19 protein-coding genes are annotated in these 19,281 nt (G+C 65.7%); 4 read left to right on the top strand and 15 right to left on the bottom strand.

Annotated elements, in window-relative coordinates:
* Positions 1-14: 14 nt before the first annotated feature.
* The 7 genes from QXZ94_RS07905 to QXZ94_RS07875 form a co-directional block, all read right to left on the bottom strand.
* Entirely contained in the window at positions 15-404 is a 390-nt protein-coding gene (locus tag QXZ94_RS07905; protein WP_315726139.1) for an iron-sulfur cluster assembly accessory protein, read from the bottom strand.
* Positions 405-465: 61 nt separating this feature from the next.
* On the bottom strand, positions 466-837 hold the full coding sequence (locus tag QXZ94_RS07900) for an SUF system Fe-S cluster assembly protein (protein WP_172109239.1): 372 nt from the start codon (positions 835-837) through the stop codon (positions 466-468).
* Positions 834-2,081 (bottom strand): cysteine desulfurase, encoded by a 1,248-nt coding sequence (locus QXZ94_RS07895; protein ID WP_315719950.1) that lies wholly within the window; start codon positions 2,079-2,081, stop codon positions 834-836. Before QXZ94_RS07895 ends, QXZ94_RS07900 begins: the two co-directional genes overlap by 4 nt.
* Positions 2,078-3,400 carry a Fe-S cluster assembly protein SufD gene (sufD, locus tag QXZ94_RS07890; protein ID WP_315719949.1) on the bottom strand — a complete coding sequence of 441 codons (1,323 nt, stop codon included), beginning with the start codon at positions 3,398-3,400 and terminating at the stop codon, positions 2,078-2,080. The genes QXZ94_RS07895 and sufD overlap by 4 nt, the downstream gene beginning before the upstream one ends.
* Before the next feature lie 23 nt (positions 3,401-3,423).
* The gene (sufC, locus tag QXZ94_RS07885; RefSeq protein ID WP_315719948.1) at positions 3,424-4,176 is read right to left on the bottom strand and encodes a Fe-S cluster assembly ATPase SufC; all 753 of its coding nucleotides are present in this window, start codon (positions 4,174-4,176) and stop codon (positions 3,424-3,426) included.
* Between the two features lie 119 nt (positions 4,177-4,295).
* Positions 4,296-5,792 carry a Fe-S cluster assembly protein SufB gene (sufB, locus tag QXZ94_RS07880; protein WP_315719947.1) on the bottom strand — a complete coding sequence of 499 codons (1,497 nt, stop codon included), beginning with the start codon at positions 5,790-5,792 and terminating at the stop codon, positions 4,296-4,298.
* A gap of 84 nt (positions 5,793-5,876) precedes the next feature.
* Positions 5,877-7,040 carry a cysteine desulfurase family protein gene (locus QXZ94_RS07875; RefSeq protein ID WP_315719946.1) on the bottom strand — a complete coding sequence of 388 codons (1,164 nt, stop codon included), beginning with the start codon at positions 7,038-7,040 and terminating at the stop codon, positions 5,877-5,879.
* A 118-nt stretch (positions 7,041-7,158) separates the two neighbouring features.
* Here QXZ94_RS07875 and QXZ94_RS07870 point away from each other — a divergent pair, with 118 nt between their 5' ends.
* Positions 7,159-8,022, top strand: a complete 864-nt coding sequence (locus QXZ94_RS07870; protein ID WP_315719945.1) for a LytTR family DNA-binding domain-containing protein — start codon at positions 7,159-7,161, stop codon at positions 8,020-8,022.
* A 321-nt stretch (positions 8,023-8,343) separates the two neighbouring features.
* Entirely contained in the window at positions 8,344-8,991 is a 648-nt protein-coding gene (locus QXZ94_RS07865; protein WP_006614822.1) for an alpha/beta hydrolase, read from the top strand.
* A 389-nt stretch (positions 8,992-9,380) separates the two neighbouring features.
* Here the strand turns inward: QXZ94_RS07865 and QXZ94_RS07860 are convergent, their stop codons facing one another.
* A complete protein-coding gene (locus QXZ94_RS07860; protein WP_315719944.1) occupies positions 9,381-10,403 on the bottom strand; it encodes an aldo/keto reductase in 1,023 nt (340 codons plus the stop codon).
* Between the two features lie 176 nt (positions 10,404-10,579).
* On the opposite strand from QXZ94_RS07860, the gene xth reads away from it, so the two are divergent.
* On the top strand, positions 10,580-11,371 hold the full coding sequence (gene xth / locus QXZ94_RS07855) for an exodeoxyribonuclease III (protein WP_315719943.1): 792 nt from the start codon (positions 10,580-10,582) through the stop codon (positions 11,369-11,371).
* Positions 11,372-11,389: 18 nt separating this feature from the next.
* On the opposite strand, the gene QXZ94_RS07850 is transcribed toward xth, so the two are convergent.
* On the bottom strand, positions 11,390-12,832 hold the full coding sequence (locus QXZ94_RS07850; protein WP_315719942.1) for a DUF1254 domain-containing protein: 1,443 nt from the start codon (positions 12,830-12,832) through the stop codon (positions 11,390-11,392).
* Positions 12,833-13,054: 222 nt separating this feature from the next.
* Between QXZ94_RS07850 and bla the strand changes: the two genes are divergently transcribed.
* Entirely contained in the window at positions 13,055-13,921 is an 867-nt protein-coding gene (gene bla / locus QXZ94_RS07845) for a class A beta-lactamase (protein ID WP_315719941.1), read from the top strand.
* Here the strand turns inward: bla and QXZ94_RS07840 are convergent.
* Genes QXZ94_RS07840 through ureE form a run of 6 tightly spaced genes read right to left on the bottom strand, consistent with a single transcriptional unit; the run spans position 13,876 to position 18,914 of the window.
* Positions 13,876-14,736, bottom strand: coding sequence for an urease accessory protein UreD (locus QXZ94_RS07840; RefSeq protein WP_315719940.1), 861 nt, complete (start codon positions 14,734-14,736; stop codon positions 13,876-13,878). The two genes, bla and QXZ94_RS07840, sit on opposite strands and share 46 nt — an antisense overlap.
* Positions 14,733-15,377, bottom strand: coding sequence for an urease accessory protein UreG (gene ureG / locus QXZ94_RS07835; protein ID WP_315719939.1), 645 nt, complete (start codon positions 15,375-15,377; stop codon positions 14,733-14,735). Before ureG ends, QXZ94_RS07840 begins: the two co-directional genes overlap by 4 nt.
* On the bottom strand, positions 15,374-17,080 hold the full coding sequence (ureC, locus tag QXZ94_RS07830; RefSeq protein ID WP_315719938.1) for an urease subunit alpha: 1,707 nt from the start codon (positions 17,078-17,080) through the stop codon (positions 15,374-15,376). Before ureC ends, ureG begins: the two co-directional genes overlap by 4 nt.
* A 3-nt stretch (positions 17,081-17,083) precedes the next feature.
* On the bottom strand, positions 17,084-17,782 hold the full coding sequence (gene ureB, locus QXZ94_RS07825) for an urease subunit beta (RefSeq protein WP_315719937.1): 699 nt from the start codon (positions 17,780-17,782) through the stop codon (positions 17,084-17,086).
* A 12-nt stretch (positions 17,783-17,794) separates the two neighbouring features.
* Positions 17,795-18,472, bottom strand: a complete 678-nt coding sequence (locus tag QXZ94_RS07820; RefSeq protein ID WP_315719936.1) for an urease accessory protein UreF — start codon at positions 18,470-18,472, stop codon at positions 17,795-17,797.
* Positions 18,465-18,914 carry an urease accessory protein UreE gene (gene ureE, locus QXZ94_RS07815; protein WP_315719935.1) on the bottom strand — a complete coding sequence of 150 codons (450 nt, stop codon included), beginning with the start codon at positions 18,912-18,914 and terminating at the stop codon, positions 18,465-18,467. The genes QXZ94_RS07820 and ureE overlap by 8 nt, the downstream gene beginning before the upstream one ends.
* Positions 18,915-19,281: the final 367 nt, after the last annotated feature.

Here is a 19,281-nt window from a genome sequence, read left to right as displayed (position 1 = left end):
CGGAAAGCGAACGGTCACACCTCGGCCGGCTTCAATTGCACCGACTCGCCGCAGCCACAGGCGCTGATCTGGTTCGGGTTGTTGAAGACGAACTGGGCCTGCATCTTGTCGGCCTGATAGTCCATCTCGGTGCCCAACAGGAACAGCACCGCCTTGGGATCGACGAGGATCTTGACGCCCTTGTCCTCGACGACCTCGTCGGTCGGCCGGACGTCGTGGGCATATTCGACCGTATAGGACTGGCCGGCGCAGCCGCCGTTCTTGACGCCGACGCGCAGGCCGATGATCTCGGACTCCGCGCGCCCGGTCAGCTCGCGGATGCGCGTGGCTGCCGCATCGGTCAACCGCATCACCTGGGGACGGGGCCGCGGCTTGGGCTTGCTGGCAACTGGCGTGTTCGTCATATCGGTCATCTGGTCAATCCCGGCGTTCGATCAATCCCGACCGCCATTCAAACTTCGTGCCTCACCACATGTTGAGGACGAGGCGTGCCTCGTCGCTCATCCGGTCCGGCGTCCATTGCGGCTCCCAGACGATGCTGACGTTGACGATGCCGACGCCCGGGACACTCGCAATCGCGTTCTCCACCATCGTCGGCAGCTCGCCGGCCGCCGGACAGTTCGGCGTCGTCAGCGTCATCAGCACGTCGACGCTGCGGTCGTCCTTGATGTCGACCTTGTAGATCAGGCCCAGCTCGTAGATGTCGGCCGGGATCTCCGGGTCGAACACCGTCTTCAGCGCCGCGATGATTTCGCTGGAGAGCCGTTCGGTCTCCTCCATCGGCAGCGCCGAATGAGTTTCGATAGACTGAGTTTTGACGTCGGCGGTGTCGGTCATGCAAACAAATCCTGCGCCTTGATCAATGCCTGTACCAGCTGATCGACCTCTTCCCTCGTATTGTACATGCCAAACGAGGCCCGGCAGGTCGCGGTGACGTTGAATCTCTCCAAAAGCGGCATCACGCAATGCGTGCCAGCCCGCACGGCGACGCCCTGGCGGTCGATCACGGTCGCGATGTCGTGAGCGTGCGCGCCCTTCATCTCGAACGAGATCACCGGCCCCTTGCCCTTGGCGGTGCCGATCAGCCGCAGCGAATTGATCTCGCGCAGCCGCTCTTGCGCATAGGTGAGCAGGTCGTGCTCGTGCGCGGCGATGCGCTCCTTGCCGACCGAGTTGACATAGTCGATGGCAGCGCCCAATCCGACTGCCTCGACAATCATCGGGGTGCCCGCCTCGAAACGGTGCGGCGGGTCGCCATAGGTGACGACATCGCGCGAGACCTCGCGGATCATCTCGCCGCCGCCATTGAAGGGGCGCATCGCGGCGAGCCGATCGTATTTGCCGTAGAGCACGCCGATGCCGGTCGGCCCGTACAGCTTGTGACCGGTGAAGACGTAGAAGTCGCAATCGATATCCTGGACATCGATGGCCAGATGCACCGCCGCCTGACTGCCGTCGACCAGCACCGGAATGCCGCGCGCATGCGCGATCCGCACGACCTCCTTCACGGGCACGAGTGTGCCGAGCATGTTCGACATCTGCGTGATGGCGACCAGCTTGGTCTTCGGCGTGAGCAGCTTCTCGAACTCGTCGATCAGGAAGTTGCCGTCGTCGTCGACCGGGGCCCATGTGATCACGGCCCCCTGGCGCTCGCGCAAGAAGTGCCACGGCACGATGTTAGAATGGTGCTCCATGATCGAGAGCACGATCTCGTCGCCCTCGCCGATGTTCGGCCCGCCCCAGGACGACGCCACGAGGTTGATCGCCTCGGTCGCGTTGCGGGTGAAGATGATCTCCTCGCTGCGCCGCGCGTTGAGAAAGCGCGTCACGCGCTCGCGGCCGCCCTCATAGGCTTCGGTCGCGGCATTGGCGAGATAATGCAGGCCGCGATGCACGTTGGCGTATTCGCTGGTGTAGGCCTGCGTCATGCGGTCGAGCACCGCGCGCGGCTTCTGCGCCGAGGCGGCGTTGTCGAGATAGACCAGCTTCTTCCCATAGACCTGCAGCGCCAGCGCCGGAAAGTCCTCGCGGATGCGGGCGACGTCGTAGGAACCGTTGGCGACGGCCGGATGCGTGCTCATGCGCGCGCCTCCATCCAGTCCTGGGCGGAAGCGATGACGCGCGCGCGCAAATCATCGTCCTCGATCGCCTCGATGGCCTCGCCGACGAAGGCCTGGATCAGGAGCGCCTGCGCCTGCTTCTCGGGAAGACCGCGGGCACGCAGATAGAACAACAGGCTGTCGTCGAGCGCGCCGGCAGTGGCGCCGTGGCCGCAAGAGACGTCGTCAGCGAAGATCTCGAGCTCCGGCTTGCTGTCGGCCTCGGCCTCGTCGGACAGCAGCAGCGCCCGCGTCATCATCTTGCCGTCGGTCTGCTGCGCGTCCTGGCGGACGATGATGCGTCCCTGGAACACCGAGTGCGCGCGATCATCGAGCACGGCGCGAAAATTCTCACGGCTGGTGCAGCCGGGCACCGCGTGATCGACCACCAGCGTCATGTCGCCATGCTGCTTGTCGCGCAGCAGGTTGACGCCGTTGACGATCAGCTCACTGCCTTCGCCTGCCATCGTGAAGAACGCCTGCAGCCGGCTGACGGCGGCGCCGCTGGTCATGTTGAACAGGTTGAGCCTGGACTTGGCGCCGACCGTGAACAGTTCGGACGAGACGTTCACGGCGTCAGCGGCATCGCGCATCAGCCGGACATGCGACAACTGAGCCTCGTCGCCGACCCACACCACCGCGGCATCGTTGGCCTGGTAGGCGCCGGCGCCGGCGGCGGCGATCGCGCTCTCGACCAGAGCCACGCGCGCGCCCTGCCCGACCCGCACATGCGAGCGGCTATAGCGCGCCGTCTTGGAGGCGGTGGCGACATGAATGAGTTGCAGAGGCGACGAGAGCTGCGTGCCGTCGGCCACCGTGACCACGACGCCGTCGGTCACGAGCGCCGCGTTCAGCGACAGCATGGGATCGCTGGTCTTGGTGAGCAGCAAGTCGCCACGGGAGTCATTGGATTGCTCGTCGAGCACCGCGCGCAACATCCGCACCGTCACGCCGGAAGGCAGTGCCGCGAGATCCGACAGATCGGTGGCAACGACGCCATCGACCAGCACCAGCTTGGTCGCGCCTTCGATCGCAGCCTCTGCAACCGCAGCCTTCGCCCGCGTCAGCGCTGCGGCATCGGGCGGGCCCGCCAGCGGCAGAACCTCGCGCACCAGCGCGCGCAGGTCGGTGTACTTCCACTCCTCGATGCGCCGGTGCGGCAGGCCGATGCGCTCGAAGGCCGCGAAGGCCTCGCGCCGGATCTCAGCCACCTTGCCGGTGCCGGGCAGCCGGCCCTGGGCGGCAGCGAACACGCTGCTCGCCGCCGGACCGCTGTCGTTCTTGACCAAAGCTACGTTCATCACAGATCCATTCAGGCCAGCGATCAGGCCGCGTCTTCAAACTGGGCGTAACCGGACGCCTCCAGCTCGAGCGCGAGCTCCTTGCCGCCGCTTTTCACGACGCGGCCCTTCGACATCACGTGAACGACGTCGGGCACGATGTAGTTCAGAAGCCGCTGGTAGTGGGTGATCACGATCATCGAGCGCTCGGGCGAGCGCAGCGCGTTGACGCCGTCGGCGGCGATGCGCAACGCATCGATGTCGAGGCCGGAATCCATCTCGTCGAGGATGCACAGCGACGGCTGGAACAGCGCCATCTGCAGCACCTCGTTGCGCTTCTTCTCGCCGCCGGAGAACCCGACATTGACGCCGCGCTTGAGCATGTCCTGCGGGATGTTGAGCGACTTCGAGATCTCGCGGACCTTCTTCAGGAAGTCCGGCGTCGAATATTCCTCCTCGCCGCGCGCCTTGCGCTGCGCGTTCAGCGCCGTACGCAGGAAGGTCATGGTGGCGACGCCGGGAATCTCGACCGGATATTGGAACGCCAGGAACACACCCTTGGCGGCGCGCTCGTCCGGCTCCATGGCGAGCAGATCCTCGCCCTTGAACAGGATCTCGCCGCCGGTGACCTCATAGCCCGGCTTGCCGGCGATGACGTGGGACAGCGTCGACTTGCCGGAGCCGTTCGGTCCCATGATCGCGTGGACCTTGCCGGCGTCGATTGTCAGCGTCAGCCCGTGGAGGATCTCGCGCTCCTCGACGCGGACCTGCAGGTTCTTGATTTCCAGTAGTGCCATGGTTGTCTCTTCTGTCTGTCCCTCGTCCCGAGGAGCGCCACAGGCGCGTCGCGCAGGACCGAGGCCCATAAAGCTGATGCTGGAAGAAGGCCGCTCAGCGGCCTTCTCACGATGCGGCCTTAGCCGACCGAACCTTCGAGGCTGATCGAGATCAGCTTCTGCGCCTCGACGGCGAACTCCATCGGCAGTTGCTGCAGCACGTCCTTGACGAAGCCGTTGACGACGAGCCCGACCGCTTCTTCCTGCGAAAGACCCCGCTGGATGCAGTAGAACAGCACATCCTCGGAGATCTTGGATGTCGTCGCCTCATGCTCGAAGGTGGCCGAGGAATTCTTGGCCTCGATATACGGCACGGTGTGCGCGCCGCATTTGTCGCCGATCAGCAGCGAATCGCAGGCGGTGAAGTTGCGCGCGCCGGTCGCCTTCCGATGCGCCGTCACCAGGCCGCGATAGGTGTTCTGCGAACGGCCCGCCGCGATGCCCTTGGAGATGATGCGGCTCGACGTGTTCTTGCCGAGGTGAATCATCTTGGTGCCGCTATCGACCTGCTGGAAGCCGTTCGAGATCGCGATCGAGTAGAACTCGCCACGCGAATTGTCGCCGCGCAGGATGCAGCTCGGGTACTTCCAGGTGATCGCGGATCCAGTCTCGACCTGGGTCCAGGAGATCTTCGAGTTGGCACCGCGGCAGTCGCCACGCTTGGTGACGAAATTGTAGATGCCGCCCTTGCCTTCCGAATTGCCCGGATACCAGTTCTGCACCGTCGAGTACTTGATCTCGGCATCGTCCATCGCGACCAGCTCGACGACGGCCGCATGCAGCTGGTTCTCGTCGCGCTGCGGCGCCGTGCAGCCTTCGAGGTAGCTGACGTAAGCGCCCTTGTCGGCGATGATGAGCGTCCGCTCGAACTGGCCGGTGTTGCGCTCATTGATGCGGAAATAGGTCGACAGCTCCATCGGGCAGCGCACGCCCGGCGGCACGTAGACGAACGAGCCGTCGGAGAACACAGCCGAGTTCAGCGTCGCATAGAAATTGTCGGACGTCGGCACCACACTGCCGAGATATTTCTGCACGAGCTCAGGGTGCTCGCGGATGGCTTCCGAAATCGGCATGAAGATCACGCCGGCCTTCTTCAACTCCTCCTTGAACGTCGTCGCCACCGACACCGAATCGAACACGGCATCGACCGCAATCTTGCGCGTCTCGGGGCTGCCGGCGCCGGGCTTCGGCTCCACACCCTCCAGGATCGCGACCTCGCGCAAGGGAATGCCGAGCTTTTCATAAGTCTTCAGGATCTCCGGATCGATCTCGTCGATCGAGGAGAGCTGCTTCTTCGGCTTCGGCGCCGAATAATAATACAGATCCTGGAAGTCGATCTTCGGGTAGTCGACGCGCGCCCAGGTCGGCTCCTGCATGGTCAGCCAGCGGCGATAGGCCTCCAGGCGCCATTCGAGCATCCAGGCGGGCTCGTTCTTCTTGCCCGAGATGTAGCGGATCGTGTCTTCGGAAAGCCCCTTGGGGGCCTTCTCGGATTCGATGACGGTCTCGAACCCATATCGATATTGATCGACGTCGATCCGCCTGACGCGGTCGACTGTCTCTTGTACGGCTGGCATTCCATCCTCCGCTCGCGGTTTCAAGGACCGCGGTGGACATCTCTGGGAACCGTCTTACGACGTTTCGCGGACGAAATCACGCCCTTAGAATCGCTCAAGCGCTGTTTCGTCACGTCCCTTAAGTAGGGTCAGGGACAACTTTCGCCAAGCCTGCAGACAGCGATCCACCTCCGCCTCCGTCGTGGACCAGCCAAGACTGAGGCGCACCGCTCCCTGCGCGGTCGCGGAACTCACGCCCATGGCCTCCAGCACATGCGAGGGCTGAACCTTGCCCGAGGAGCAGGCCGAGCCGGAAGATACTGCAATACCTTCGAGATCGAAGCCAATCACGGCCGTCTCGGCCTTCAGACCTGGCGCAGTGAACAGCGTGGTGTTGGGCAACCGCGCCGCCTGCGCGGAAAATACCGTCACGTTCTCTGTCTGCCGGAGCCCGGCTTCGAGGCGGTTGCGCAACGCCGAAACGCGCACATGCTCGGCCTCCAGGCTGGCCAGCGCTGCGCCAGCCGCCGCGCCGAACCCGGCCATGCCGATCACGTTCTCGGTTCCAGCCCGTCGCCCAAGCTCCTGACCGCCGCCGCGCAGCAAAGGGATGACGTCGTCGACACCGGCGCCCAGCACCAGCGCGCCCACTCCCTTGGGGCCGCCGATCTTGTGCCCGGAAAGGGTGACAAGGTCTGCTCCTATCCCCTTGATATCCAGCGGAAGTTTTCCAAATGCCTGGATCGCATCGACATGCAGCAGGCCACCCCCTCGGCGAACGATCTCGGCAACCTCCGAAACCGGTTGAAGCACGCCGGTCTCGTTGTTGGCGGCCATCACGGAGACCAGGGCCGGCGGACCGCCCGCCAGAAGCGTGTCCAGGCCGCAGAGATCGACCACGCCGGACGAATCGACCGGGATGGTCTGGACTGCCGACGGCGCGAACCGGCCGCCCGCGAGCACCGAGGCATGCTCGGTTGCCGACACGAGCAGCCGCTCGGCCGGCCCCGCGGGGGCTTTGAGCCCCGGGCTCAAAGCGAGGACGTTGGCCTCGGTCCCCCCCGAGGTGAGCACCACCCGGCGGGGCACCGTTCCGAGCCCGCGGGCGATCACCTCGCGTGCTTCCTCCATCAACCGCCTGGCTTTGCGGCCCTCGGCATGAACCGAGGACGGATTACCGAGGAGATCCATGGCGGTGAGCATCGCCTGCCGCGCTTCGGGGCGCAGCGGCGTCGTCGCGTTCCAATCGAGATAGATCCTGTCGGCCATCGTCCGTTCTTAGCAAGTTGCACCGCGACCGGCCATCGCGGCCCTCCCGCGATGCTGCTCTGGCGCATGGCGACGTGGTAACGTCGCACACCGGGATTGAGATAGCGGCTGCGCCACCATGAACAAGCTCGTCGTTTCCGTTTTGAGTTCCGTCTCGCGTCCAACCGATCGCATCTTCTACGCGGCCGTCGCCGCGATCTCGCTCGGCACCGGCCTCGTCAACGCCCTTTCAGCCGCGCACGATGCCGCGAAGCGAGGCGCGATCTATGATGTACGCACGCCGCTGCTGTGGGAAATGACGAGCATCTTCGCGATCATCCTGCTCGCGCCGTTGCTGCTCTTCGCCGTCCGCACCCTTCGCCGGCGTCCGGCCTGGTCCGCCCGCATCGCCATCGCACTCGGCGCGATCCTGGCGTTCTCCGCGCTCCACATCGCCGGCATGGTGAGCTTGCGTAAGCTCGCGCTGTGGGCGGCCGGCAGCAGCTATGATTTCCATATGTCGCTTGCCACACTGGTCTACGAGCTCCGCAAGGACGTGCTGACGGCGATCCTGATCGGAGGCGCGCTCTGGCTGTTCGATCGTGCCTACAACGCAGCGGGATGCGCAGTAGCGCCGAGCGAGGAGCGCCCGGCATCGGCACCAGCCTCGCTTTGGCTGCGCGACGGCGCGAACCGCGTCCGCATCATGCCGGCCGATATTCTCTGGGTCGCGTCCGCGGGCAACTATGTCGAATACGCCATGGCCGACGGCCGTCAGCACCTCGTCCGCGGCACGCTCTCGGCCGTCGAGACCGAGCTCGCCTGCTTCGCCCTGGTGCGCATCCACCGCGGCCGGCTGGTCAACATGGCCAGGGTCACGGCGCTCTCGGTCCTGCCATCGGGCGAGTTCGGCCTGACCTTCGACACCGGGCAATCGGTCCAGGGCAGCCGTCGCTATCGAGGCGCCGTGGCCCATCTGGAGCGAATGCCGGCGGCGCGCTGAAACGGCGGCGTGCGGAAAGTGAAAACTCCAGCATTTTCATTGGATTGCAGAGGCATCCGGGTGGTCGACAGCAGCACCGGTCCGGCGAACCTGCAGCAGCGGCCTCGGCCGCATTCGCCTCACAGTCCCCTTGCCGGGCGTTGAAAACCCTTGCTTTTTGCCCCGCGCGCCATGCTAGAAGGCCAACTTCCAGTCACGCCAGCGCCACTCCGTCCAAGCGCACGGAAGGCGCTCGATCACCGCTTTTTCTGCTGATGTCGTCGGCGAGGCGCCAGATGAAGCACGGACGAAGTCGGTCGACGCTCTGCCAAGGATTCTCTGATGCCTGAAGTCATCTTCAACGGTCCGGCGGGCCGCCTCGAGGGCCGTTATCACCCGGCCAAGCAGAAGAACGCGCCGATCGCGATGATCCTGCATCCGCATCCGCAGTTCCATGGCACGATGAACCACCAGATCGTGTACCAGTGCTACTACGCCTTCGCGCATCGCGGCTTCTCGGTGCTGCGCTTCAATTTCCGCGGCGTCGGCCGCAGCCAGGGGTCGTTCGATCACGGCACGGGTGAATTGTCGGATGCCGCGTCCGCGCTCGACTGGGCGCAGACCATCAACCCGGAAGCGCGCGCCTGCTGGGTCGCCGGCTTCTCTTTCGGCGCCTGGATCGGCATGCAGCTGCTGATGCGCCGCCCGGAGGTCGAGGGCTTCATCTCGATCGCGCCGCCCGCCAATCTCTACGACTTCTCGTTCCTCGCGCCCTGCCCGTCCTCGGGCCTCATCGTGCACGGCGAGAAGGATGCTGTCGTCCCGCCGAAGGACGTCAACACGCTGGTCGAGAAGCTGAAGACGCAGAAGGGCATCGTGATCGACCAGCAGGTCATCCCCGGCGCCAACCACTTCTTCGACGGCAAGCTCGAGCCGCTGATGGAAACCATCACGGCCTATCTGGACATGCGCCTCGCCAATGTGAGGTGAGACCTGCGCGCTTCGTTGCGACCCGCGATGTGAGGCAACCATTCGGGCCGTCTCGCGCCGCTCGAGGATCGGAGATGAGGCGCCGCGCATATCAACGCGCCTCTCTCCTTGCTGGCGAGGGCCAGTCACGTACCGGCTGCATCTTCCGGCGCTGCGATGACGGACCAAAATTGATGCGGTTCGCCGGGACGACTTAGTGAGCCAAACATCGTCACATTGAAGACTGCGGGTCCGGCACAGTCGTGAGGCTCAACCGCCGATCGGTCCGGGGTCGACGCCCCCCGTTGTGGCGGCTCCAGAATGACCGGAGCGCGGCCACGTGACGATCGAGTGATGATGTTACTGCCGGTCCCGCGGCGCCGTCAAATGGCTCGGCGTCGCATCCACCACTAGCGCCTTTCGTTCAGCATCGGAAAGCCGCGCTGGTGCCAGACCGGATAGGCGGCCGGGATGTCGCTGGCGGCATCGAGCGTGGCCACCTGCTCCGCCGTGAGGCTCCAGCCGACCGCGCCGATGTTCTCGATCAGCTGACTCTCATTGCGGGCGCCGACGATGATGGTCGACACCGTCGGGCGCTGCAGCAGCCAGTTCAGCGCCACCTGCGGAATGGTCTTGCCGGTCTCCTTGGCGACGCCGTCGAGCGCGTCGACGACGCGATACAGCCGCTCCTCCGCGAAATGCGGCCCGGTGCCGGCGATGTCATGGGCGCGGGTGCCGGGCTTGGCCGGCTGGCCCCTGCGGATCTTGCCGGTCAGCTTGCCCCAGCCGAGCGGGCTCCAGATCACGGCGCCGACGCCCTGGTCGATGCCGAGCGGCATCAGCTCCCATTCGTAGTCGCGGTTGAGCAGCGAGTAATAGGCCTGGTGCGCGACGTAGCGCGGGCAACCGTAACGGTCAGAGGACGACAGCGACTTCATCAGGTGCCAGCCGGAGAAGTTCGAGCAACCGATGTAGCGGATCTTGCCGGCGCGCACGAGCTGGTCGAGCGTCGAGAGCGTCTCCTCGACCGGCGTGTTGTAGTCCTGGCCGTGCAGTTGATAGAGATCGATGTGATCGACGCCGAGGCGCTTGAGCGAGCCCTCCACCGCCTCGATCAGGTGCTGGCGCGACGAGCCGTAGTCGTTGGGACCGTCGCCCTTCGGGAACGTGCCCTTGGTCGAGATCAACAGCCGGTTGCGCTTGCCCTTGATGGCCTGGCCGAGAATGGTCTCGGCGAGACCGCTCGAATAGACATCGGCGCTGTCGAACATCGAGACGCCATGATCGAGGCAGACGTCGATCAGCCGGCTCGCGCCGTCAGCGTCGGTCGCGCCCCAGGCCTTGAAGAAGTCGTTGCCGCCGCCGAAGGTCGCGGTGCCGAAGCTGAGCGCGGGCACGCGCAGGCCTGAATGGCCGAGACGTCGATGGTCCATGATAATCTCCCCTGGTGTTGACAGCATGAATACGCGGACAGGCGGCTGGCCGCCATGGGGCGCCCTGCATGACCTGGTTGCACCGCCCTGTGAGTCCGCCAGCCAATCGCCTTGACCCGGGGCCCTCCCGCTTGGTCTAACCGGGCCGATCTTCCGAGCCTGCTGGGAACCCGCCGATGCGCATCGCCACCTGGAACGTCAATTCGGTCCGGCAACGGATCGAGCACCTCGTCACCTGGCTCAGGGAGTGCTCGCCGGACATCGTCTGCCTGCAGGAGATCAAGTGCACGGACGACGCGTTTCCCAGGCTGGAGATCGAGGCGCTCGGCTACAACGTCGTCACCCACGGCCAGAAGACGTTCAACGGCGTGGCGCTGCTGTCGAAGCTTCCGTTCGACGAGACCAAGTCCGGTCTCGCAGGCGATGCCGAGGACGTGCATGCGCGGTTCCTGGAAGGCGTCGTCAGCCTCAAGAGCGGCGTCGTGCGCATCGCCTGCCTCTATCTGCCCAACGGCAATCCTGCGAACACCGAGAAATATCCCTACAAGCTCAAATGGATGTCGCGGCTTCGCGACTATGCGCGCGAACGGCTGAAGACCGAGGAGCCGCTGATCCTCGCCGGCGACTTCAACGTTATCCCGGCGGCTGCCGACGTGTCCAATCCCGAGGCCTGGGTCGACGACGCGCTGTTCCGGCCCGAGACGCGCGAGAGCTTCCAGTCGCTGCTCGGCCTCGGGCTGACCGATGCGCTGCGCGCCGTCAACGACGCGCCGGGACAGTACACGTTCTGGGACTACCAGGCCGGCGCCTGGCAGAAGAACATGGGCATCAGGATCGATCACCTGCTGCTGTCGCCGCAGGCGAGCGACCGGCTGGTCGAGGTCGGCATCGACAGCTATGTGCGTGCCTGGGAGAAGCCGTCGGATCACGTGCCGGTGTGGGCCGATTTCGATCTTGAGACCGCCTAGCCCTCAATCGCGCAATGGCTAGGGCAGCCGGACGATTTCCGGCGGCGCCCAGGTCTGGGTGACGCTCACCTGGGGATCCGGCACATAGACGCGCAGGATCAGATAGAACGTATCGGTCGACGGCGATTGCAGCCAATAGGTGCCGGACGGAAGCTGACCGGGATCGGCACTCTGGATCAGGATCGTCATGCCGCCTGCGGCGTCGCGGGCCTGATATTCCGGATAGTAGCCGTTGATGGTGTAGTGGGACGAGTTTGCGACGAGATTGTAGTCGGAGCCGTACATCGTGATCGACCAGAAGCCGTGCCTGGTCACATCGCAAGGCGGGAAGTCGCCGGCGCCGAACATGATCCGGTAGTTGCTGCTTCCATTCAACTGACTGCCGAGATTGTCGCTGAATGCGTTGAGATAGACGGCCTCGGCCGGATCGTTGGCGCAGATGCCGGCGAGCGACTGCAACGCACCGCGGGTAATGTAGTCGCTGCTCTGCCCGGCGCGTCCGAGATCCAGCGGCGGATAGGTCCAGCCGTTGATCTGCTTGCCGTGACCCTTGGCCATGGACTGGAGCATCGCCAGCCCGTCCTTGGCCGCACGTTGCAGACCGGCGCGCGTCGCCTCGGACTGGCGTTCGACGTCCTGACCGGGACCGATGCCGACGGTCGCAAACAGCTTCAGGAGCTGATCCTGCGCGATGCCGGGAGGCAGGCCGGGCGGATCCTGCGTCATCGCAGCGTTCATTGTTCGCCACGCACCCGCCGTGTTGTTGTAGTCGAAGCCGTCGGGGACGAGCACGTGGCTCGGCGTCGGCGGCGGCGTGTTGGGCCACAGCGACAGCGGCGTCAGCTGATACTGCGCCTGGATCGCGATCGCCTTGTTCAGATCCTCCTGGGTGGTGTCGTTGACCCCGGTGCGTCCGAGCAGGAAGATGCTCACCGTGCGAGAGCGCGGCAGGACGTCGAGCACGTCATCGGGCACCGCGCCGGTCCAGCCGGGGCCAGCGATCAGAAAATTGCCCGCCTCCGTGCCGGTGGAGCGGGTCCCGACATAGGCGAAATTGTCGCCATCCATGCACACCATTTCGATGCAATAGAAGCGGTCGTTCACCGCCGGCACCGAGATCACGATCGGATCCTGCGTCACGTCCAGCCAGGCGGTCGCATACAGCGTGTCGCAGTTGGGACTGCCGCCGGACTTGCTGTTCTCTGGGCTTGCGAGCTGCTCACTGCGGTGGAACGAGTTGACCGGCGCGTACAGATCGGGCTTGCCGGCTTGCTGGCTCACCTTCTGGCCTTCTTTCGTGGTCCAGAGCCAGCGCAGTTGCGCGTTGTAGATCCACGGAAAGCCCCAGACATAGGCCTGCATTCCCAGCGAATACGCGTAGTTCTCCTGCCAACCGTCGCCTGCGGAGGCAGGCGCCGCTGCGCGCGCCGGACTCGGAGTGCCAATGATGAAATCGTCCATGGTGAATATTCCTCATCAATCGTTGTGACGACATGAAGTATGTGAATCAAAATCGATGGTGCCCTCGATCACGTCCCGTTCGACGGGCTTGAGGCGGGCAATATTTCAACAACAACCTAAGGTAGCGCACGTGATCTATCTTCGTCAACAGCGTCTCCCGCTTGGTTCAGCCGCTGCGCCGAGATAGTGTAGGATATCCGGGATCGCTGTCAGGAACCTCCATTGACCATCTACACACGGCGGCAATTGTTTCCGCTCGCACTCGTACCTCTGTTGGTCAGGCCGGCCTTCGCAGCCGACTTCCAAGAGACCATCGCGGGCATCGAGACCGACAGCGGCGGGCGTCTCGGCGTCGCGCTGTTGGACACCGCAAGCGGCGCGCTCAGCGGCCATCGGCTCGACGAAAGGTTCCCGATGTGCAGCACCTTCAAGGCGCTGCTGGCGGCTGCAATCCTGGCCAAGGTCGATACTGGCGCCGAGCAGCTCTCGCGGCGGCTCCCGATCACGCAAGCGGACATCCTGTCCTACGCGCCGGTCACCAAGCTGCATGTCGGAACATCGGGCCTCTCGATCGGCGAACTCTGCGAAGCGACCGTGACGCTCAGCGACAACACGGCGGCGAACCTTCTGCTTGCGACGCTCGGCGGCCCGGCCGGGCTCACGCGCGCGATCCGCGGCTTAGGCGACGCGATCACCCGGCTCGACCGCATCGAGCCTACCCTCAATGAGAGCGTGGCGGGTGATCCCAGGGACACGACGACGCCGGCAGCCATGGCGCAGACCTTGGCGAAGCTCACGACCGGAAACACGTTGTCGGGCGCGTCGCGCGATGTCCTGAATGGCTGGCTGATCGGCTGCAAGACCGGCGCCGCCAAGCTGCGCGCCGGCCTGCCTGGATCATGGCGCGTCGGCGACAAGACCGGCGCCGGCGACAACGGCAGCAGCAACGACGTCGCGGTGATCTGGCCGACGGGCCGCGCCCCTGTGATCGTGAGCTGCTATCTCACCGAGACCAAGGCCGGTGACGACAAGCGCAATGCGGCTCACGCTGCGGTCGGCCGCGCGGTGGCGGCTGCGCTCGGCGCCTGAGCGACGCGCACGCCGAGATCGATCTCACGGACCAGCGCTGCGATCGCGTCGAAGCCGGCGCGTAGCTGGCGCACCTCGCGAGCCGCGAGCCGAACGCCGACGCCGGCGCTGTCCGGCAGCAGGCTCGCGGCCGCATAGAGATCATCGATGCGCGAGAACGCGTCGGCAAGGCGCAGGCGAAGCGCGGCACGGTCGTGCGTCTGCAGCAGCATGAGCACGGCTGAGCCGAACGCGCGGCGCCCGTTGAACGGCGCGCTCGTGGGATCGCGCAGATGCATCCGGTCGATCAGCAGTGGCTCCTGCCCTTGCCGCCGGACGATGAGCATGGAATCGAGCTCGCGGAACAAGCGCCCCTGCCCGTCGGGGTCGTGCATGGTGAACGCGTCGGTGACGAGCGCCGAGGCATCGGCCGCATACTCCAGCTCGAGCACCTGGCGCAAGGCGGCGTCGGGAAACAGGATGCGCGGCTCCGGCCGATAGTCGAGCGACGCACCGGCCGCGACATGCAGCAGCACCTGCTCCACGGCCCGCGCGCCCGGCTCGGCGCGATGCACCGAGGTCGCACCCTGCGTGGTCACGCACACGGCCGCGCCGGCATGCAGGGTGAAGCGCTGCGTCAGCCGGTCCTCGCCATGCACGGCGCCGCTGCCGGTTTGCAGGATGACGCTGAGGACATCCGGCCGCGCGGCATCGGTGTGGAAGCTGCGCGTCAGCACGAACGGCCAGGCGAACAGCCGCCGGTCGATAGCGGTGCGGCCGCCGCGGCGGACGAAGGACAGATCGAGCCGCGGCTTCTCTGGGCCAAGATCACTCACGTGCGGAACAGCACCTCGCGCTCGAGCAGATCGACGATCGCGTCGATCCCCTCGCCACGCCGGCAGTTGGTCAGCAGCACCGGCCGGCCGCCGCGCACCTCCGTGGCCTCGCGCTGCATCCGGGCGATGTCGACGCCGACATGCGGGGCGAGATCGACCTTGTTGATGACCAAGAGATCGGCGCGGATCACGCCGGGGCCGCGCTTGCGCGGGATGTCGTCGCCACCGGCGACGTCGATCACGAACATCCAGAAATCGGTCAAGTCGCGCGAGAACGTCGAGGCGAGATTGTCGCCGCCGCTCTCCAGCAGGATCAGCTCGAGGCCGGGAAAGCGCCGCTCCAATTCGTCGGCCGCCTCGATGTTCAGCGTCGGGTCCTCGCGGATCACGGTGTGCGGACAGGCGCCCGCCTCCACCGCCGAGACGCGCTCGGGGTCGATCAGGCCGGAGCGGCGCACGCGCTCGGCATCCTCGGCGGTGACGAGATCGTTGGTGATGACGGCGATGTCGATGCCGCGCGCCTGCAGCGCAGGGATCAGCTGCTCGACCAGCGCGGTCTTGCCGGAGCCAACGGGGCCGCCGATGCCGACGCGCGCGGCGGTCATCGGGGCATCGGCGCGGGTGAGAGCGAGACGGCTCATCGCAGCATGAACCTCCTGGCGAGCGGCACGGTCGTGGCAGGCGGACACATCAAGAGCTTGCCATCGGCGCGCACCTCGAAAGTCTGCGGATCGACCTCGACATGCGGCATCGCGGCGTTGCGGACCATGTCGGTCTTGCGCAGGCGGCGGACATTCTTGATCTGCAAGGTCTCGCGTCCGAGTCCCAGCCTGTCGCGGACGCCGGCGTCGACCGCGAGCTTGGACATGAAGTTCACGCCGAGCCGCTGCGGCGCGGCGCCCAGCGCGCCCCACATCCGCTTCTGGATCATCGGCTCGGAGAGCCCAAGGCTGCCATTGCCGTCGCCCATCGCGGCCCACACCGGAAAACCGTTCTTGATCACCATGTAGGGCTTGAGCCCGAACGAGGCGCGCGGCCACAGCACGAGATCGGCCATCTTGCCGACCTCGATCGAGCCCACGACATGATCGATGCCGACCGCGATCGCGGGATTGATCGTCAGCTTGGCGACATAGCGCTTGATACGCTCGTTGTCGGCGCGAACAGTCGTCTCCTCAGACAGCCGGCCGATGCGGTTCTTCATGACGCTGGCGAGCTGCCAGCATTTGGCGACGTTCTCGGCGAGCCGGCCCATGCCTTGCGTGTCCGTGCCGAAGATCGAGATCGCGCCCATGTCATGCAGGAAATCCTCCGCCGCCATCGACTGCGCGCGCACCCTGGACTCACCGAACATGACATCCTCGGGCGAATTGTAGTTGAGCTGATGACAGATCATCGTCATCGGCACGCCCTCCTCCATCCCGTAGGAGGTGTAGGGATTGGTCGGGTTGGTCGAGGACGGAATGACGTTGGCCCACGACACGACCTTGAGCAGATCGGGCGCGTGGCCGCCGCCGGCGCCCTCGACGTGGTACATGTGGATGGTGCGGCCATCGACCGCCGCCATCGTGTCCTCGCAGAAGCCGTATTCGTTGATCGAGTCGGTATGCAGATGGACCGCGAAATCGTTGCGGTCGGCCGCGATCAGCGTCTTGTCGATGACGTCAGGCGCTGCGCCAAAATCCTCGTGGATCTTGACCGACATGCCACCTGCGGCGACCGCCTCCTCGACTGCTTCCGGGTTGGAGCCGCCACGGCCGAACAGCGCGTAGTTCAGCGGTGAGAACTCGATCGAGTTGAGGAAGTGGCCGAAGTTCGGCCCAGAGCCTGAACCGACGTCGAACACCGGCCCCGAGCCATTGCCGACCATCGTGGTGGTGCCGCCGGCGAGCGCATGATCGGACTGCTCCGGCGAAATCAGATGCGCGTGGCTCTCGATCGCGCCGGCGGTGACGATGAACGGACCGCCGGCGATCGGCGCGGTGGTATGGCCGACCACCATGTCGGGATGCACGTCCGGCATGATGTCGGGATTGCCGGCCTTGCCGATGCCGACGATGCGGCCATCGCGGATGCCGATATCGGCCTTCACGATGCCGATGACGGCATCGACGATGGTCGCGTTCTTGACGACGACGTCGAGCGCCTTGTGAGTGGACGTCCGGTGCGCGGCGACGGCCTCGCCGTCGCGGATGTTCTTGCCGGCGCCGACCAGGAGTTCATGGCCGTAGGTGGTGTAGTCGTGCTCGATCTCAGCCAGCAGGCTGGTGTCGGCGAGCCGGACGAGGTCGCCCTTGGTTGGGCCATATAGCTCGGCATAGGCTTTGCGGGTCAACGTGGCCATGGCTCAAGCTCCGAGATAGCCGCGCGACTGCGCGAGCTTCAGCGCGGCGTCGCGCGCGCCGGGGGCGTCGAGCGGACCGTTGACCAGCCCGGCCTGGCCGCGCACGATCCGGTCGCCGGTGATCGGGACCAGCCGCACCGACTTGAAAACGCCCGGCTCGAAGCGGATGCCCAAACCCGCCGGACGGTCGATCTTCATGCCCCAGGCGGCGGCGCGGTCGAAGCGCAGCGCGCGGTTGACCTCGAAGAAATGGGTGTGGCTGCGGACCTGGATGTCGCGATCCCCGGTGTTGACGACGTCGATGGTGACCGCCGGCAGCTCCGTGAACATTGCGATGTCGTCGCCGCCGGCGATGATCTCGCCGGGGACGACGTCGTCAGTTGCAGCGCCTTCCGCGGGCTGGATCGGCTCGAACAGCGCCATCACCTTGGTGCCCTCGGCGAACATCAGCTCGACATAGAGCATCGGAATCATCTGGGCGACACCGGGCTCGACGTCATCGGTCGTGAGCAGCCGTCCCGCCATGTCGCGGATCTCGGCATAGGGCAGATTGCGGCGCGCCGCGGTCATCACCTCATCGGTGATGTAGGCGACCGCCTCGGGATGGCTGAGCTTGATGCCCAGCTGGCGATTGCGCCGCGCCATCTGCGCGGCGTTGAAGATGACGAGACGATCGAGCTCCGTCGGCGACAGGTTCATCATGGCCAGGGCACCTCAGGTCGTGAACATCCGCACGTGCCGCAACGGCCCGCGCGACACGGTGATATCAATGAAGGGCGTGAAGCTCGACGGCATCGCGTCGGCGTCGGGCGTCTCAGTGAGCAGATCAGCGAGAATCGTGCGGGCACGCGCGAGGCTCTGCTGCGCGTCGATGTGACCGATCAGGCCGAGCCGGACGGCGGCGCTGACGAGGCCAGTGATCAAGGTCCAGCCTGAGACCAGCTCGGCGGCATCAAGGCTCAGGCCGGCGTCACGGCCGGTGATCGCCTGCACCACGGCGAGGTGCCCAAGCCTCGGATCTGCCGAGACGCGTGCGCGATAGGACACCGACAGCGGACCTGCGAGCTTGACCCAGACGCCGAGCAGCGCCCTGCCCGCGCGCCGCGATCCCTCGCGCATCTCGGCCGACGGTGTGGTGGCCTCGGCGAGACGGTCGACGGAAGCGATCGCGTCGCTGTCGCTCGCGTGCCACGCGCGGCGCAGGAGAATGCGATCCATGCTGGCCCAGCGCTGCGCGAGATGGTCTGCGATGACGCCGTCGAGATCGCGGCGACCGGACAGCAGCCCATCGGCCGCCAGGCCCTCAATGCCCCAGGAGAACGCAAAACCCCCGGCGGGAAAGGCGCTGTCGCCAAGCTGCAGCAAGGCTAGCGTCTCGCCGCGGTCAAACATGGTCGCGCTCCACCACCTCGCCGGCCTCGAGCAGCGGCTGGATGCGGGCGCGGTAGGTGGCAAGCGGCGCGTCGAGCAGGACGGCGAGGCAGTCGCCCTCGAAGCGGACGCGCCAGTGCAGATTGCCGGCATGCCAGCCGAGCTTCAGCGCGCTCGCCTCGTCGCGCGCCTTCAGGCGCAGCACCTGCTGCTCGCCGAAACGGGCGATGATCGCGCGGTCGGAGTCGAGATGCAGCAGCGCGCCGTCGATGAGTTCCTCGTCGCGGTCGAGGCTGACGGCGCAGTCCGTGCCGCGATCGGTGGTCAGGCGGAAGCGCTTGCGGCCGGAATCTTCCGGCGGCACGAACAACAGCTCGATGCCGCCGCGATGCTCCAGCGTGTGCAGTTGCCGCGCGTAGATCTTGTCGTCGGCGCGTCCCATGATGCCGTGCAGACGGAGCATCGGCGGTGGTCCTCTTTGTTGTTCAGCGCTCGAGGTTCGATTGGGGCCTCATGGTTCGAGACGCCCGCCAAGGGATGGGCTCCTCACCATGAGGGTTGAAAATCGAGAGCGGCTCGGCGATGTCGGTGTGCTCCCTCTCCCCGTTCTTCACGGGGAGAGGGCTGGGGTGAGGGGCGGCCACGGGCACCGGACCCAGCGGACAGCCCCCCTCACCCGGATTGCATCTTCGATGCAATCCGGCCTCTCCCCGCACGCGGGGAGAGGCGAGCAGCGAGCCTCGTGCTGGACTATCCGAACAACTGATCATGGAGAACGTGCTCATTGACGTAGTTGAGAGCCGTCGGGGCTTGCCCGGCCGAAGTCCATC

The sequence above is a fragment of the Bradyrhizobium sp. SZCCHNS2022 genome (genome assembly GCF_032377575.1).
In the GTDB taxonomy this organism is placed as follows: Bacteria; Pseudomonadota; Alphaproteobacteria; order Rhizobiales; family Xanthobacteraceae; genus Bradyrhizobium; species Bradyrhizobium aeschynomenes.
Note: the sequence above shows the minus strand (reverse complement) of the source record. Positions and strands in the feature narration are given on the sequence as shown.

Coding starts and splice junctions, on each gene's coding strand:
- QXZ94_RS07860 (WP_315719944.1), bottom strand. CDS start 10,403: ATGGACCATCGACGTCTCGGCCATTCAGGCCTGCGCGTGCCCGCGCTC.
- ureB (WP_315719937.1), bottom strand. CDS start 17,782: ATGATGAACCTGTCGCCGACGGAGCTCGATCGTCTCGTCATCTTCAAC.
- ureG (WP_315719939.1), bottom strand. CDS start 15,377: ATGAGCCGTCTCGCTCTCACCCGCGCCGATGCCCCGATGACCGCCGCG.
- xth (WP_315719943.1), top strand. CDS start 10,580: ATGCGCATCGCCACCTGGAACGTCAATTCGGTCCGGCAACGGATCGAG.
- QXZ94_RS07865 (WP_006614822.1), top strand. CDS start 8,344: ATGCCTGAAGTCATCTTCAACGGTCCGGCGGGCCGCCTCGAGGGCCGT.
- QXZ94_RS07850 (WP_315719942.1), bottom strand. CDS start 12,832: ATGGACGATTTCATCATTGGCACTCCGAGTCCGGCGCGCGCAGCGGCG.
- sufD (WP_315719949.1), bottom strand. CDS start 3,400: ATGAACGTAGCTTTGGTCAAGAACGACAGCGGTCCGGCGGCGAGCAGC.
- sufB (WP_315719947.1), bottom strand. CDS start 5,792: ATGCCAGCCGTACAAGAGACAGTCGACCGCGTCAGGCGGATCGACGTC.
- ureC (WP_315719938.1), bottom strand. CDS start 17,080: ATGGCCACGTTGACCCGCAAAGCCTATGCCGAGCTATATGGCCCAACC.
- sufC (WP_315719948.1), bottom strand. CDS start 4,176: ATGGCACTACTGGAAATCAAGAACCTGCAGGTCCGCGTCGAGGAGCGC.
- ureE (WP_315719935.1), bottom strand. CDS start 18,914: ATGCTCCGTCTGCACGGCATCATGGGACGCGCCGACGACAAGATCTAC.
- QXZ94_RS07870 (WP_315719945.1), top strand. CDS start 7,159: ATGAACAAGCTCGTCGTTTCCGTTTTGAGTTCCGTCTCGCGTCCAACC.
- QXZ94_RS07875 (WP_315719946.1), bottom strand. CDS start 7,040: ATGGCCGACAGGATCTATCTCGATTGGAACGCGACGACGCCGCTGCGC.
- QXZ94_RS07900 (WP_172109239.1), bottom strand. CDS start 837: ATGACCGACACCGCCGACGTCAAAACTCAGTCTATCGAAACTCATTCG.
- QXZ94_RS07895 (WP_315719950.1), bottom strand. CDS start 2,081: ATGAGCACGCATCCGGCCGTCGCCAACGGTTCCTACGACGTCGCCCGC.
- QXZ94_RS07820 (WP_315719936.1), bottom strand. CDS start 18,472: ATGTTTGACCGCGGCGAGACGCTAGCCTTGCTGCAGCTTGGCGACAGC.
- QXZ94_RS07905 (WP_315726139.1), bottom strand. CDS start 404: ATGACGAACACGCCAGTTGCCAGCAAGCCCAAGCCGCGGCCCCGTCCC.